The sequence below is a fragment of the Rhizobium mesoamericanum STM3625 genome (assembly GCF_000312665.1).
GTDB classification, from domain to species: Bacteria; Pseudomonadota; Alphaproteobacteria; order Rhizobiales; family Rhizobiaceae; genus Rhizobium; species Rhizobium mesoamericanum.
Window position 1 is genome coordinate 814,086 of record NZ_HF536772.1, and the last position, 15,150, is coordinate 829,235.

At 56.5% G+C, this 15,150-nt stretch carries 16 protein-coding genes; 10 read left to right on the forward strand and 6 right to left on the reverse strand.

The window, feature by feature from the left end; all coding sequences use genetic code 11:
- Nucleotides 1-84: 84 nt before the first annotated feature.
- The 4 genes from mnmE to hemE all read right to left on the reverse strand — a co-directional run bounded on the left by mnmE (nucleotide 85) and on the right by hemE (nucleotide 4,499).
- On the reverse strand, nucleotides 85-1,398 hold the full coding sequence (gene mnmE / locus BN77_RS03920; RefSeq protein WP_007528689.1) for a tRNA uridine-5-carboxymethylaminomethyl(34) synthesis GTPase MnmE: 1,314 nt from the start codon (nucleotides 1,396-1,398) through the stop codon (nucleotides 85-87).
- A 95-nt stretch (nucleotides 1,399-1,493) separates the two neighbouring features.
- Nucleotides 1,494-2,759 (reverse strand): transcription termination factor Rho, encoded by a 1,266-nt coding sequence (gene rho, locus BN77_RS03925; protein WP_007528691.1) that lies wholly within the window; start codon nucleotides 2,757-2,759, stop codon nucleotides 1,494-1,496.
- A gap of 191 nt (nucleotides 2,760-2,950) precedes the next feature.
- Nucleotides 2,951-3,487, reverse strand: coding sequence for a protoporphyrinogen oxidase HemJ (gene hemJ / locus BN77_RS03930; RefSeq protein WP_007528693.1), 537 nt, complete (start codon nucleotides 3,485-3,487; stop codon nucleotides 2,951-2,953).
- Nucleotides 3,471-4,499: a uroporphyrinogen decarboxylase gene (hemE, locus tag BN77_RS03935; RefSeq protein ID WP_040676705.1), complete on the reverse strand. Its 1,029-nt coding sequence runs from the start codon at nucleotides 4,497-4,499 to the stop codon at nucleotides 3,471-3,473. The genes hemJ and hemE overlap by 17 nt, the downstream gene beginning before the upstream one ends.
- A gap of 427 nt (nucleotides 4,500-4,926) precedes the next feature.
- On the opposite strand from hemE, the gene BN77_RS03940 reads away from it, so the two are divergent.
- The 5 genes from BN77_RS03940 to dnaQ are packed head-to-tail and all read left to right on the forward strand — an operon-like array spanning nucleotide 4,927 to nucleotide 8,543.
- On the forward strand, nucleotides 4,927-5,748 hold the full coding sequence (locus BN77_RS03940) for a pyruvate, water dikinase regulatory protein (protein ID WP_007528697.1): 822 nt from the start codon (nucleotides 4,927-4,929) through the stop codon (nucleotides 5,746-5,748).
- 31 nt (nucleotides 5,749-5,779) lie between these two features.
- Nucleotides 5,780-6,379, forward strand: a complete 600-nt coding sequence (locus BN77_RS03945; RefSeq protein WP_007528699.1) for a Maf-like protein — start codon at nucleotides 5,780-5,782, stop codon at nucleotides 6,377-6,379.
- Nucleotides 6,372-7,229 (forward strand): shikimate dehydrogenase, encoded by an 858-nt coding sequence (locus BN77_RS03950; protein ID WP_040676708.1) that lies wholly within the window; start codon nucleotides 6,372-6,374, stop codon nucleotides 7,227-7,229. Before BN77_RS03945 ends, BN77_RS03950 begins: the two co-directional genes overlap by 8 nt.
- The gene (gene coaE, locus BN77_RS03955) at nucleotides 7,229-7,840 is read left to right on the forward strand and encodes a dephospho-CoA kinase (protein WP_007528703.1); all 612 of its coding nucleotides are present in this window, start codon (nucleotides 7,229-7,231) and stop codon (nucleotides 7,838-7,840) included. The genes BN77_RS03950 and coaE overlap by 1 nt, the downstream gene beginning before the upstream one ends.
- Nucleotides 7,833-8,543, forward strand: a complete 711-nt coding sequence (gene dnaQ, locus BN77_RS03960) for a DNA polymerase III subunit epsilon (RefSeq protein WP_007528705.1) — start codon at nucleotides 7,833-7,835, stop codon at nucleotides 8,541-8,543. Before coaE ends, dnaQ begins: the two co-directional genes overlap by 8 nt.
- Nucleotides 8,544-8,600: 57 nt before the next feature.
- On the opposite strand, the gene secB is transcribed toward dnaQ, so the two are convergent.
- Nucleotides 8,601-9,083, reverse strand: a complete 483-nt coding sequence (secB, locus tag BN77_RS03965; RefSeq protein ID WP_007528707.1) for a protein-export chaperone SecB — start codon at nucleotides 9,081-9,083, stop codon at nucleotides 8,601-8,603.
- Between the two features lie 89 nt (nucleotides 9,084-9,172).
- Complete coding sequence (locus tag BN77_RS03970) at nucleotides 9,173-9,661, reverse strand: FxsA family protein (protein WP_007528710.1); 489 nt, start codon at nucleotides 9,659-9,661, stop codon at nucleotides 9,173-9,175.
- A gap of 125 nt (nucleotides 9,662-9,786) precedes the next feature.
- On the opposite strand from BN77_RS03970, the gene BN77_RS03975 reads away from it, so the two are divergent.
- The 5 genes from BN77_RS03975 (at nucleotide 9,787) to gyrB (ending at nucleotide 15,107) form a co-directional block, all read left to right on the forward strand.
- Nucleotides 9,787-10,488: a Tim44/TimA family putative adaptor protein gene (locus BN77_RS03975; RefSeq protein WP_007528712.1), complete on the forward strand. Its 702-nt coding sequence runs from the start codon at nucleotides 9,787-9,789 to the stop codon at nucleotides 10,486-10,488.
- Entirely contained in the window at nucleotides 10,485-11,603 is a 1,119-nt protein-coding gene (gene mltA / locus BN77_RS03980) for a murein transglycosylase A (RefSeq protein WP_007528715.1), read from the forward strand. The genes BN77_RS03975 and mltA overlap by 4 nt, the downstream gene beginning before the upstream one ends.
- A complete protein-coding gene (locus BN77_RS03985) occupies nucleotides 11,603-12,163 on the forward strand; it encodes a Smr/MutS family protein (RefSeq protein ID WP_007528717.1) in 561 nt (186 codons plus the stop codon). Before mltA ends, BN77_RS03985 begins: the two co-directional genes overlap by 1 nt.
- Nucleotides 12,160-12,537 carry a helix-turn-helix domain-containing protein gene (locus BN77_RS03990; RefSeq protein WP_007528719.1) on the forward strand — a complete coding sequence of 126 codons (378 nt, stop codon included), beginning with the start codon at nucleotides 12,160-12,162 and terminating at the stop codon, nucleotides 12,535-12,537. Before BN77_RS03985 ends, BN77_RS03990 begins: the two co-directional genes overlap by 4 nt.
- A gap of 134 nt (nucleotides 12,538-12,671) precedes the next feature.
- Nucleotides 12,672-15,107, forward strand: coding sequence for a DNA topoisomerase (ATP-hydrolyzing) subunit B (gyrB, locus tag BN77_RS03995; RefSeq protein WP_007528720.1), 2,436 nt, complete (start codon nucleotides 12,672-12,674; stop codon nucleotides 15,105-15,107).
- Nucleotides 15,108-15,150: the final 43 nt, after the last annotated feature.

The following is a 15,150-nucleotide window of genomic DNA, read 5'->3' on the forward strand; positions in this document are numbered from 1 at the left end:
TCAGGTGATGCGCGATGCCGTTCGGCGAGTCAAGGCGTTTCACGTGAAACCTGCACGAGGTCGGCATTGGATGTTTCACGTGAATCATTTTCCGATACAAAATTCGCCAAAGATCACGTCAAGCAGGTTCTCGACGTCAACGCGTCCAGTTACGCGACCTAAGGCATCACTGGCGACACGAAGATCCTCGGCCCTCAAATCCAGACCGCGGCTCGGGGCAATAAGGGATGCCTGTAAGGCCGCTAATGATGTCGAAAGTGCCTCTCTGTGGCGAGCGCGGCTCGGGATGGCCATCGATTGAGGCTGCACTTTTGCCTTTAAACGCTGTACGATTAGGCCTCGAAGCGTGTCCAGGCCTACGCCGTCCTTGGTAGAGATGACGAGATCGTATTGCCTCAGGCTTCGGCGGGGAAGATCGGATTTAGTACCGACCAAAACCGCACCTTTAGGAGGCTCCGCCCTCACGCTATCTGTCGACAGGTCTTCGATAAATATGAGGAGATCCGCCTCTGTGATGATCTTCTCCGCACGGCGAATACCCTCACGTTCGACCACCTCATCGGTGTCCCGAAGACCAGCAGTATCGTAGAGTTTGACAAGGTACCCGTCCATACTCAAGTCAACCTGCAGAACATCGCGGGTTGTACCAGCGATCTCGGTGACAATCGCTATATCGCGCTTGGCTAGGGCGTTCATAAGGCTGGACTTGCCAGCATTTGGCTTGCCTGCGATAACGACCTTGAAGCCATCACGGATGATTTCCCCGGCCTCCAGCTGCTGGAGATGGCTGGCGAGCTCTTCTATCAGCCGCGAAACATCCGCCCATACCTGATCCGAGACGGAACCCGGGACATCGTCCTCATCGGGAAAATCCAGCTCAGCTTCGATCAGCGCACGCGCACGAGTCAGTCGGTCGGACCAACCGTAGTAGATCGAAGATAGACCTCCGGAGCTCTGCTCGACCGCGAGGCGGCGTTGCATCTCTGTTTCGGCAGCAATAAGATCCGCCAAACCCTCGGCCTCGATCAGATCAAGCTTTCCGTTCTCAAACGCTCGCCGCGAAAATTCCCCCGGTGCGGCAGGTCGCAGGTTCGGAAATTCCGCGAGTTCGCGATGTACGGCCTCGACCACTGCGCGACCTCCATGAAGATGCAATTCCGCGACATTTTCGCCGGTAAAAGAATGCGGCGCCGGGAAGAGAAGGACGAGGCCGGTATCAATCACCTGACCGTTACGACTCCGAATCGACCGCAGTGCCGCACGCCGTGGGGGAGGAAGGCCCCCAATGAGAGCGGCAAGAACGGCCGGCACGTCCTTTCCGCTGATTCGCATGACGGCGAGACCAGCCGGAACGGCGCCACTCGATAGAGCGAATATCGTTTCCTTGTGGGAAAGCATCGTCGTTCTCCAGTTCAAGGCTGAAGAGAATATTCGGTGAAATAGCAAAGCCGGCCACATCGGTGACCGGCTTCATCCAGGAATCCGGCTAAGGATCACGTGTTCATTGAATCGAAGAAATCCGGGTTATTCTTCGTCTGCTTCAATTTGTCGATTAGGAACTCAATTGCATCGGTTGTTCCCATTGGAGCCAAGATGCGGCGCAGTACGAATATCTTCTGGAGATCCTGACGCGGCACCAGCAGGTCTTCTTTACGCGTACCAGACTTCAGAATGTCCATCGCAGGGAAGATGCGCTTATCGGCAACCTTGCGATCGAGAACGATTTCAGAGTTGCCGGTTCCCTTGAACTCTTCAAAGATCACTTCATCCATGCGGCTGCCGGTATCGATAAGAGCCGTCGCAATAATTGTAAGCGACCCACCCTCTTCGATGTTGCGCGCCGCGCCAAAGAAGCGCTTCGGTCGCTGCAGGGCGTTCGCATCGACACCACCAGTTAGCACCTTACCGGAGGAGGGGACAACAGTGTTGTAGGCGCGGCCGAGACGCGTGATTGAATCGAGTAGAATTACGACGTCGCGGCCGTGCTCAACGAGACGCTTCGCCTTCTCGATAACCATTTCGGCTACCTGGACGTGGCGCACAGCCGGTTCATCGAAGGTAGAGGAGATGACTTCGCCTCGGACAGAACGCTGCATGTCCGTGACTTCTTCCGGGCGTTCGTCGATGAGAAGAACAATCAGGTAGCACTCGGGATGGTTCGCAGTGATCGAGTGCGCAATATTCTGGAGGAGAACAGTCTTGCCCGTCCGTGGCGGCGCGACGATCAATCCACGTTGGCCTTTGCCAAGCGGCGCGACAAGGTCGATAACCCGAGGCGACAGATCCTTCGAAGTCGGAACGTCCAATTCCATTCTGAAGCGTTCGTTCGGGTACAGCGGTGTCAGGTTGTCGAAATGGACCTTGTGACGAATCTTTTCGGGATCGTCGAAGTTAATGGTGTTGACCTTCAGCAGCGCGAAGTAGCGCTCCCCTTCCTTGGGGCCGCGGATCGGGCCTTCGACAGTATCGCCGGTCTTCAACGAGAACCGGCGGATCTGCGACGGCGAGATATAGATATCGTCCGGGCCTGGAAGATAGTTCGCGTTAGCGGACCGCAGGAAGCCAAAGCCGTCCTGGAGAACTTCAACAACGCCTTCGCCGATGATCTCCACATCCTGGCTGGCAAGCACCTTAAGGATTGCAAACATTAGTTCCTGTTTGCGCATCGTGCTCGCATTTTCGACCTCAAGCGATTCTGCGAATGCCAGCAGATCCGTCGGGGACTTACTCTTAAGTTCTTGAAGCTTCATTTCAGCCATGAAGTGACCATTACTCTTAAATTCTAGGGGGGAAGGCGATGTCGAGGCTGTAATCGGTACTGCGAAAAGATCGCAGACGATCAAACTTTACATACATGCCACAAGGATGAGGTGAAGGGAAAATAGCGAGTAAGGTTCGCCACCGCAAGAGGGCTCCTCAAAATGAAGCAAATTAACCGAAGGCGCTTCCCTCAGAACGGCTTGACCACGACAAGAATGACGATCGCTATCATCAACAGGGTGGGCGCCTCGTTCATGAAACGCCAATAACGCGCCGATCTACGGTTTTCATCGCGTTCGAACGTTTTGACGGCACGAGAGAAAAACAGGTGAATGCCAGTCAGAAGCACCACGAGGCCTAACTTCGCGTGCAGCCATCCGCCGTGAAAACCATAAAGCGACCAAGCGAGATAAAGACCGAGGATCCAAGTCAGCATCATCGCCGGATTCATGATTACCTTGAGCAGGCGACGCTCCATCACCTTAAAGGTCTCCGACTGCGTCGAACCCGGTTCCGCATCGGTATGATAGATGAACAGCCGCGGCATGTAGAAGAGGCCGGCCATCCAAGAAATCACCGCTATAATATGCAGCGCCTTGATCCAGAGATAGAGATCATCAGGATGCCAGAGAAATAGCCCAACAGCCAGGAATGCGAAGAACAGAATCGCGAAATGCGCGCGACGACGCGCATAGACGCCGGGCTTGTCGTCAGTCTGCTTTTCCATCAGCTCGCCTCCAGCCGCGGACATGCTCGACGAGCAGCTGAACGTTTTGAGGGTCGGCCTGCGGCGTAATGCCATGCCCGAGATTGAATATCAGCGGGCCGTCACCAAGCTTCTCAAGGATGTCATTGATACCCTCCCGGAGCGCCAAGCCGCCGGCAACGACCCGCATCGGATCGAGATTGCCCTGTACGGCTCCGTCCTTTTGCAGCTCGACGGCGAAATCCAGAGGCACAGACCAATCAAGCCCGATCGCATCCGCTTTCGTTTTCCGGCGATAATCCTTCAGCAGGAAGCCGGCGCCCTTGGCGAAGGCGATGACCCGAGCATCAGGCCGACGCGCCTTGATGGAGGCGATCATCCGCGCAACAGGTTTCACCGCGAATGCCTCAAACTCCCGCTCCCCCAGAACCCCTGCCCAGGAATCGAAAATCTGCACCGCATCGGCACCTGCATCGATCTGCGCAACCAAATAGTCGGCCGAAACCTCTGCCAGGACGGCAAGCAGATGTTCGAAGGCCTTCGGATGCTTGTAGGCAAAGAGACGTGCAGGAGCTTGGTCGGGTGTGCCATGGCCGGCGATCATGTAGGTCGCAACCGTCCACGGAGCACCGCAGAAGCCAAGCAGGGTCGTCTCGGCAGGCAGCTCGCGCCGCAAGCGCTCTACCGTTTCGAGAACAGGTTTGAGGTAGTCAATGATATGATCTGTCTTGATCCCATCGATTCCGCTTTCGTCGATTGGATCCATCTCCGGTCCGTGCCCCTCTGTGAAGCGAACGTTGCGCTTCATTGCATCCGGGATAACCAGGATGTCAGAGAAGAGAATGGCCGCATCAAAGCCGTAGCGGCGAATGGGCTGGAGAGTAACCTCCACAGCATGCTCAGGAGAATAACAGAGATCAAGGAAACTTCCGGCCTTCACCCGCGTCTCCCTGTACTCAGGAAGGTATCGTCCCGCCTGCCTCATCAGCCAGATTGGGGGAGGGCTGAGAGTTTCGCCGTCCAAGACCCTCATGATTTTCCGGCGGCTTTCAACCACGCGCTTCTTCCCTATAAAAAAACTAAGATATTTTAAAACGTTTCTATTTCTTAGAGTCTGTTCCTATCAAGGATTAAAATTCATCCACCGCCGGAGCCTTTTGTCGCGCCTTACCAAGCTCGCAGCAATTGAGCGGCGGTTTGTTTGCATAAGATCGAGGAAAGTTAGAAAAAGGCAAGTTATTCCAAATGGATAAAAGGCCTTGCAGGTGAGGTCGAGCTGTGGAAAAAACATAGATCATGCTCGAACTGTCAGCAGCTATCCACAGAACCAACACGTCGCGTTTGTCATCTCCCCTGAAATTCGATTTGTGGATAAGGTGGCATGTTTTCCCTTGCCTAACAGCCGTCGGGTCTCTTAGCTCTCCATTGTCCAGTCTTTTCAACAGGCCACGGAAAATAGCGTGGAGAACCGCACGAACTTCTTCCATCTGCATTTGATTTCTGACTCGACCGGAGAAACGCTAATTTCCGCCGGACGCGCGGCATCCGCTCAATTCAAGTCCGCGCAGCCGATCGAGCACGTCTATCCGCTTGTCCGCAATCGCAAGCAGCTTTTGCAGGTTCTTCAATCCATCGACAGCCAGCCGGGTATCGTTCTCTACACGATTGTCGACCGCGAGCTTGCGACTTTCATTGACCAACGCTGCGCAGAGATGGGTGTTGCGTCGGTGAACGTGCTGGAACCCGTCATGAACGCATTCCAGATCTATCTCGGTGCACCGTCGCGTCGGCGGGTCGGCGCCCAGCACGTGATGAACGCAGGTTATTTCGCCCGCATCGAAGCACTTAACTTCACGATGGATCATGACGATGGTCAGATGCCGGACGACTATAACGATGCCGATGTTATAATCATCGGCATCAGCCGGACGTCCAAAACGCCGACGAGCATCTACCTTGCCAATCGCGGCATCAAGACCGCCAATATCCCAATCGTTTACGGTGTACCGCTTCCAGAAACCTTGTTCGCGGCGACCAAGCCTTTGATTGTCTGCCTGATCGCCACGACTGACCGCATTTCTCAGGTCCGCGAGAACCGTATCCTCGGGGCAACACCGGGTTTTGATCGCGGGGAATATATTGACCGAGCCGCCATATCAGAGGAGCTGAAATACGCGCGATCGCTATGCGCCCGGCACAATTGGCCACTCATCGACGTGACGCGCCGCTCCATCGAGGAGACGGCGGCTGCAATTGTTGCTCTCCGTCCTAAGCTGCGTTAAGCGCAGCGGCACCAGATCTGTTCGAGGCTTCATGACACCCAAACTTGTTCTCGCATCCTCCAGTCCGTTCCGCCATATGCTGATGCACAACGCTGGCCTGGCGTTTGAGGCCCATGCAGCTCGGATCGACGAGCGGGCAGTCGAAGCGCCCCTTGCACGAGATGGCGCAACGCCGGATACCGTGGCGCTCGTTCTCGCCAAGGCCAAAGCGAAGGAGGTCAGTGACCGTTTTCCGGCCTGCCTTGTCATCGGCTCGGATCAAACGATGTCTCTCGGCTCACAGACCTTTCACAAGCCTAGGGACATGGCCGATGCCGCGAACCACCTTCTAATGTTGTCGGGTAAGACCCACCGGCTGAACAGCGCGATTGCGATTGCCTATGACGGTGACATCGTCTGGGAGCATGTTTCACACGCAGAGCTTACAATGCGTTCGCTCGACCCCGACTTCATTCAACGGCATCTGAAGCGCGTCGGAGAGAAAGCGCTTGCGAGCGTTGGCGCCTACCAGCTCGAGGGAGAGGGGCTTCAATTGTTTTCACGGATTGATGGCGACTATTTTACAATCCTGGGGTTGCCGCTTTTGCCGTTGTTGGAGAAGCTGAGAGAATTGGGTGCGATTGATGGATGATTCACGTGAAACATTTGGGCCGCGGGCCTTCGTCACGGGGTTTCCTATCAAGCACTCCCGGTCACCTCTCATTCATGGCTACTGGCTGAAGACACTCGGAGTGCCAGGATCATACCGCGCCCAAGAAGTTGCGCCGATCGATTTTCCGGCTTTTGTTGCCTCATTAAAGAGCGGCGAGTCGGGCTTTGTCGGTGGTAACGTGACCATCCCGCACAAGGAGATGGCGTTCAGACTCGCCGATGATCCGGACACGCTTTCAGAAGAACTTGGCGCCTCTAATACGCTTTGGATGGAGGAGGGCCGGCTCAAGGCGACGAACACGGATGGGCGTGGCTTTACTGCAAATCTTGATGAGAAGCATCCCGGCTGGGACAAGGCCCAGTCGGCTGTGGTCCTCGGTGCCGGTGGCGCGAGCCGGTCGATCATCCAGGCGCTGCGCGATCGAGGCATCAAGGAAATTCATCTGGTCAACAGAACGATTGAACGTGCCAAGGAATTGTCAGATCGCTTCGGACAGAGCGTAAACGCGCATTCGTTGGCGGCTCTGTCGGAAGTCATGCACGGTGCCGGCCTTTTCGTGAACACGACTTCACTGGGCATGGACGGTGAGGATGCACCAGTGATCGACTTTTCGCCGCTGCTGTCCGATGCAGTTGTGACGGATGTCGTCTACGTCCCTCTGAAGACGCCTTTTCTTGTCCAAGCCGAACAACAAGGATTTGCCGTTGTCGACGGTCTTGGCATGCTGTTGCATCAGGCTGTTCCAGGCTTCGAGAAGTGGTTCGGGCATCGCCCCCATGTCGATGAGAAGCTACGAACGCTCATTATCCGGGACATGGACAAGCACTGATGTTGCGGATCGGACTGACCGGCTCGATTGGAATGGGCAAATCAACAATGGCAAAGCTCTTCGCGGAAGCAGGAGTGCCTGTGAATGATTCCGATGCCGTCGTTCACGATCTCTATGAGGGGGAGGCGGCGCCACTTGTCGACGCTGCCTTTCCCGGAACCATGAAAGATGGGGCCGTCGATCGCCAGGAATTAGCTCGCCAACTGGCTGGAAGTGTTGACGGGTTCAAGCGCCTCGAAGCCATCGTCCACCCGCTCGTGAGAAAGCGTGAGGCGGCGTTCCTCGAACGTGAGCGGCGGCGGGGCGCGGAGATGGTACTGCTCGATATTCCGCTGTTGTTTGAAACCGGGGCCGAGACGAGGGTCGATGTCATCGTGGTGGTCAGTTGTGATCCACAGATACAGCGAGAACGCGTACTTGCGCGGCCGGGGATGACAGTGGAAAAATTCAATATGATTCTTGCGCGCCAGACGCCAGATGTCGAAAAACGTGCAAGAGCGGATTACGTCATTGATACGGGGCATAGTATCGAAGCGGCTCGAAAACGAGTCGCGGAGATCCTCTCGGACCTGAAGCGGCGTCTCGCCAGTGGAGACTTCCTGAATGCGTGAAATCATCTTCGATACGGAAACCACGGGCCTGGATAACCGTGTGGACCGCATTATCGAGATCGGCGGCATCGAGCTTTTCAATCATTTCCCGACCGGCAACACGATCCACATCTACATCAATCCGGGCGACCAGAAAGTGCACCCGGACGCGCTTGCTGTCCACGGCATCACGGATGAGTTTCTAAAGGACAAGCCTTCTTTTGCCGATGTCGCACAGCAGATCATCGATTTCTTCGGCGATGCGAAGTGGATCGCACATAACGCCACATTTGATATGGGCTTCATAAACGCGGAATTCGCCCGGCTCGATTTGCCTCCGATCTTACCCGACCGTGTGCTCGACACACTTTCGATGGCGCGCCGCAAGCATCCGATGGGCCCAAATTCACTCGACGCGCTTTGCCGCCGCTATGGTATTGACAACACCCATCGAACCAAGCACGGCGCTCTTCTCGACTCCGAATTGCTGGCCGATGTCTATATCGAGATGATCGGCGGTCGCCAGGCTGCACTTGGGCTTGGAAACACAGCGAGCAGCTCGGCCGGTCAGGAAATCATCGTCGAGGAGATCATTATCGGCACTCTTGAGCGGCCACGGCCTCTCGCGGCCCGTCTTACCGAGGCCGAACAGCGAGCCCATAACGCGCTGATTGCCAAACTCGGCGCCAAGGGTGTTTGGGGAAAATACGATCTTGCGAACTAAAAAATGCCCGGGTGTGAACCGGGCATTTCATTTTGTTTCAGCGTGCCAGTTGCGCTGTCAGTTCGGAGTCGCCTGAACCTTGGCACGCGCCTGCTCTTCGGCAACCCGCTGCGCAAACATCTGAGAAAAATCGATTGGATCGATCATAAGCGGCGGGAAGCCGCCATTGCGTGTGACGTCGGCAATGATCTGACGCGCGAACGGGAACAGCATGCGCGGGCACTCAATAAAGAGAACAGGCAGCATGTGCTCCTGCGGGAACCCGGCAATCCGGAAGACGCCGCCATAGACGAGTTCCGTGTGGAAGACCGTCTTGTCGCCATCCTTGGCTTCGGCATTCAAAGACAGAACCACGTCGAAGTCCGTATCGGAGAGGGGATTGGCGTTGACGTTGACATTGATATTGATGGCCGGAGCCTTGTCACGCGCCTGCAGCGAACGCGGAGCACCCGGATTTTCGAAGGAGAGATCCTTGGTGTATTGGGCAAGGATGGTAAGGCTCGGGCTTGTTGCACCGTTATTGCTGTTTTCGTCGGCCATTGGCTTTTCCTCGAGGGCATTGGATGGTGCCGCTCTATCATTTCGGGCATGGTGTTACAACCCTGGGCCCGGCCGGCTCGGACCTTTCCTCACTTGCCAAGATGCTTCCCCGACCAGGGAGAGTTGTCGTTGGGTTCGCGTCGATAATCCTCGTCGTCGAGGTCGACGATCTTAGAATCGTTGGTGCGGTTTGACGTCTTGAAGCTGCTCGCTGAACCCACGACGGCGAAACGGCGGCTTACATATTGCCAGGCGAGATCACGTACAGCTGGAACGAAAATCAGCAACGCCATGATGTCGGTGATGAAGCCCGGGACCATCAGCAACAATGCGGCGATCACGAACATGGCCGGTCGAACCAGCTCTCGCCCAGGCATCATGCCGTCTCGCCCTTCAGTCAACATATGGCGGAGAATCCCGATGCCCTGACGGCGTAGCAGTGTCATGCCGGCAATGAAGCTCAGAATAACAAGCGCCAGCGTAGGCCATAGCCCAATCGCTTTTCCCACAAGCACGAAACCGGCAATCTCGGCGATCGGAAGCAGCAGCAGAAAGCCGGGCAGGATCTTCAATGGCATCGTTTCATTCCGTCTAAACTGGACTCTGTTGGAGGATTGGCATTGCTCACCCTATTTGAATCATCTGTATAGGCGGACTATATGGGAGTACAAATCAGGGATGTTAACAGCGGCTGCGGCGGGATATGGGTTCAAACGACTTCATCACATTGTTTTTTCTTGTGGCGGCGGTTCTGATTTTTCTGCAGCTGCGCAGCGTTCTCGGTCGTCGTACGGGAAGTGAAAAGCCCCCGCGCGATCTCTATACGCCGCGCGATGCCGTTGCCCCCGACTCGCCGGATGCTGGAAAAGTGGTGACATTACCGCGTCGTGAGGCGTCGGCCGAAGACGACGATCGCTTTGCAGCAATCGACGCCTTCGCTCCGCCTGGCACCTCGCTGAACGAATCTCTTCGGGAAATCAACAAGGCGGATGCTTCATTCAATCCAAAGGAATTCGTAAACGGCGCCCGCATGGCCTACGAAATGATTGTGATGGCGTTTGCGGATGGCGATCGTAAGGCTCTGAAAAATTTGCTATCGCGCGAAGTTTATGACGGTTTTGACGCCGCCATTGCTGATCGCGAATCCAAGGGTGAGAAGGTGAAGTCGACCTTCGTCGGAATCGACAAGGCCGAGATCACCAATGCTGAGATCAAGGGCACGGAGGTGCAGATTACTCTTCGTATTGTCAGTCAGCTGATCTCGGCAACTTATGACAAAGCTGACAAGCTGATTGAGGGCGATGCGGAGAATGTCGCTGAGGTCAATGATCTCTGGACATTTGCGCGCGACACCCGTTCGCGCGATCCCAACTGGAAACTCGTGGCCACCGAATCGGAAGCATGAGTGAAGAAACCCCGGGCTTCGCCCTGCAAGCAATTACCTTCGATGATCTGGAAGGCTGGAGGACTGATGATCCCTCCGGCCTTTTTGAAGTCATGGAAGCATGCCGACGGCAGATCATTGACATCAAGCCATATCGGACTGGTTCACTCGGCTTGACCACCGAGGACCTTTTGCCGTTGCTCGAGGCAGCGCGGCGCCAGAACCTGTCGTCGGCAGCCGATGGCCGGGCCTTCTTTCAATCCCATTGTCGACCTTTTAGAATCCGCCGAACCGACGGCAATCCGGGTTTCGTCACAGCCTTCTACGAGCCGGAGATTATGGTCTCGGCGGTGCCGGACGATGAATATCGCTTTCCCTTGTATTGCCGCCCCGATGATCTGATTGATCTTGACGCGGGCAACCGTCCCGCCTGTCTGCCCGACAGCTACGCCTTCGGCCGGAGGAGCGAAGCCGGCATTGAAGCTTATCCGGATCGGCGCGCAATCGATGAGGGATTCCTAGCCGGCCGAGGATTGGAAATCGCTTGGGCAAAGTCGAAGATCGAGGTCTTCTTTGTCCATGTGCAAGGTGCAGCACGGCTGCGATATCCGGACGGCACCATCGGCCGGATTACCTATGCCGCGAAGGCGGGACACCCGTTTTCGGCGATCGGCAAGTTGCTGATCGAGCGCGGAGAAATCGACCGTTCCGAGATTTCGATGCAAGCCATTCGGCAATGGCTAGGCAGCCACCCAGACCAGGTCGACGAAGTTCTCTGGCACAATCGCTCCTATATTTTCTTCCGAGAAGTTCCGACGACGGATTTGAATGCCGGCCCCATCGCGGCGGCAAAAGTGCCGTTGATTGCCGGCCGTTCGCTGGCCGTTGACCGGCTTATTCACACATTTGGCTTCCCCTTCTTCGTTCGCTCCGAAACTCTTGTCCATCTAGATGAGGGACGGCCGTTTGCGCGACTGATGTTGGCCCTCGATACCGGCTCGGCCATCGTCGGCCCGGCGAGGGGTGATATCTTTACTGGTTCCGGGGATGAGGCTGGAGAGCTTGCCGGGACGGTGCGTCATGATGCCGATTTTGTTATCCTGCTTCCGAACGCTGCAGCGACGAGGTTCGCCTGATGGCACGCGACCGAAAGCTCAGTGCGGATGAGAGGATACTCTGGGGAAAGGTGGCACGGAGCACGCGGCCAATGCCCGGCAAGCAGGACGACTTGGCTGGACTAGACGCTTTCTTGATAGAGGCAGAGGTTGAAAAGGAGCGGGCAACACGCCCGAAATCGCCGCCGGAAAGCGTGGCCTCAGTTATGCCGACAGCTCCCAAGTCACGATCCGGTCTTCATCATCCGCTTGAAAAACCTGTCAAACGCAAGATCGCCAAAGGCCGTCTGCCCCTGGAGGCCCGTATCGACCTGCATGGGTTGGTCCAAAGCGAAGCGCATCTATTGCTTCTCGAGTTTCTGATGCGAGCCCATGAGCGGGGAATGAGACATGTCCTGGTTATCACCGGAAAGGGCAGTTCGCTTGGCAGCGAAGGTGCTCTGAAGCGCGCCGTTCCGATGTGGTTCTCGAAGCCTGAGTTTCGGTACTTCATCTCGTCCTATGAAACGGCAGCCCACCATCACGGCGGTGAGGGCGCGCTCTACATCCGGTTGTCACGCCGCCACGGAGAGAGATCGTGACGCCGTTCGGTGAGGCTGTTCGCAAGCTGCGCGAACGAAAGGGTGTCTCGCAAAAGCAGATGGCCGCGGCTCTCAATGTCTCGCCGGCGTACCTATCCGCACTCGAGCACGGACGGCGCGGCTTGCCAACTTTCGATTTGCTTCAACGGATCGCGGGTTACTTCAACATCATCTGGGATGAGGCAGAGGAACTCTTCCTTTTGGCCCGTTCCTCAGACCCCCGGGTGGTCGTTGATACATCGGGATTATCGTCCGAGCATACCGCTTTTGCGAACCTTCTAGCCGGTCGCATTCGTGATCTTGATCACACGACGCTGGGCAATCTGACGAGCATTCTCGAAAACGGCGGAAAAGCGGACGGAAAACGGTCATAATCCCCTGATTTATAGCCGGTTTAGGCGCGCTGGCATTGGGAACTTGGATCAAAAACCCTATATTCTGGCATATAAAAGGCAGGTGATTCGCAAGTCTCTCCTCTGCCCCGACAACAGGGAAATTCTCGAAAAGTATGACCGATATACCCACGACGGAAAACGGCGTTAGCACCGAATATGGCGCAGACTCAATCAAGGTTCTAAAGGGCCTTGATGCAGTGCGCAAACGCCCGGGTATGTATATCGGTGACACCGACGACGGCTCGGGTCTGCATCACATGGTCTACGAAGTCGTCGACAACGCGATCGACGAGGCGCTTGCAGGCCACGCCGACATCGTAACCGTGACGCTCAATCCGGACGGTTCGGTCACTGTCACCGACAATGGCCGCGGCATCCCGACGGACATCCATAGCGGTGAAGGCGTTTCGGCAGCCGAAGTCATCATGACGCAGCTGCATGCCGGGGGTAAGTTCGACCAGAACTCCTATAAGGTTTCCGGTGGTCTGCACGGCGTCGGCGTTTCCGTTGTCAATGCGCTCTCCATCTGGCTAAGGCTGAAGATCCGCCGTCAAGGCAAGATCCATGAGATGAGCTTCACGCACGGTGTAGCCGACGCGCCGTTGAAGGTGACCGGCGATGCTGGCGATGAAACCGGCACGGAAGTCAGTTTCATGCCGAGTTCCGAAACCTTCACGATGACCGAATTCGATTACGGTACCCTGGAACATCGCCTTCGCGAGCTCGCGTTCTTGAACTCAGGTGTTCGCATCCTGCTCAGCGACAAGCGTCATTCGGATGTCAAGCAGGAAGAGATGATCTATGACGGCGGCCTGGAAGCCTTCGTCTCCTATCTCGATCGTGCCAAGAAGCCGCTCGTCGACAAGCCGGTGGCAATCCGCGGCGAGAAGGATGGGATTACCGTTGAAGTTGCGATGTGGTGGAACGACAGCTATCACGAGAACGTCCTTTGTTTCACGAACAACATTCCACAGCGTGACGGCGGCACGCACATGGCCGGCTTCCGCGCCGCGCTGACCCGTCAGATCACCTCCTATGCCGATACATCGGGCATCACGAAGAAGGAAAAGGTGACACTGACCGGCGACGATTGCCGCGAAGGCCTGACCGCCGTTCTTTCTGTTAAGGTGCCTGATCCGAAATTTTCGTCACAGACCAAGGACAAGCTGGTTTCTTCGGAGGTTCGCCCCGTTGTCGAGAACCTCGTCAGCGAGGCGTTGAGCACGTGGCTGGAAGAGCATCCAACGGAAGCCAAGGTTCTGGTCGGCAAGGTAGTTGAAGCTGCCGCTGCGCGCGAAGCGGCCCGCAAGGCGCGCGAACTCACCCGCCGCAAGGGTGCTCTCGACATCGCCTCTCTGCCCGGCAAGCTCGCCGACTGCTCGGAGCGCGATCCTGCGAAGTCCGAAGTCTTCCTCGTCGAGGGCGACTCCGCAGGCGGTTCGGCCAAGCAGGGCCGGTCGCGCGAGAATCAGGCGATCCTGCCGCTGCGAGGCAAGATCCTCAATGTCGAACGCGCTCGTTTCGACAAGATGCTGTCCAGTCAGGAAATCGGCACCCTGATTACGGCTCTCGGGACAGGCATCGGCAAGGACGAGTTCAATGCCGAAAAGCTGCGCTACCACAAGATCATCATCATGACGGATGCTGACGTCGACGGCGCCCACATTCGCACGCTGCTGTTGACCTTCTTCTTCCGCCAGATGCCGGAGTTGATCGAGCGCGGCCATCTCTATATCGCCCAGCCGCCGCTATATAAGGTCTCGCGCGGCAAATCGATCCAGTACGTGAAGAACGAGAAAGCACTCGAGGATTATCTCATCGGTCAGGGTCTCGAAGATGCTGCCTTGAAGCTCGGGAGCGGCGAAGTGCGAACCGGCCAAGACCTTGGCGAGGTGATCAGCGATGCACTGCGCCTTCGCGCGCTGCTCGACAATCTGCACTCACGCTACAATCGAGCTGCCGTTGAACAGGCAGCAATTGCAGGCGCCCTCAATGCAGAAGCTGTCAGCGACCGCTCGAGGGCGGAACAGCTCGCCGGTGACGTTGCCAGACGCCTCGACCTGATTGCTGAGGAGACCGAACGCGGTTGGGAAGGTGGCCTGACCAGCGAAGGCGGCCTCAAGCTTGAGCGCATGGTCCGCGGCGTGAAGGAAGTCGTCGTGCTCGATATGGCGTTGATCGGTTCACAGGACGCGCGGCTTCTCGATCAGTTGTCGGCTCGCCTGAAGGAGATCTATCAGATACCTCCATCACTCTCCCGACGCGACGGCGACGTGGAGATTTCCGGCCCGCGGGCGCTGTTGGACGCGATTTTCGCAAGTGGTCGCAAGGGCTTGACGATGCAGCGTTACAAGGGTCTTGGCGAGATGAATGCCGAACAGCTCTGGGAAACGACGCTCGATCCGAACGTTCGCTCCCTGCTGCAGGTCAAGGTCTCCGACGCAACAGACGCCGATGGCCTGTTTGCTCGCCTAATGGGTGATGAAGTCGAGCCCCGCCGGGAGTTCATCCAGGACAACGCGCTGAGCGTTGCAAACCTCGATATTTGAACAACGCAACACGAGATTTTTGTGGGCCCCGTGTTTCGACGCG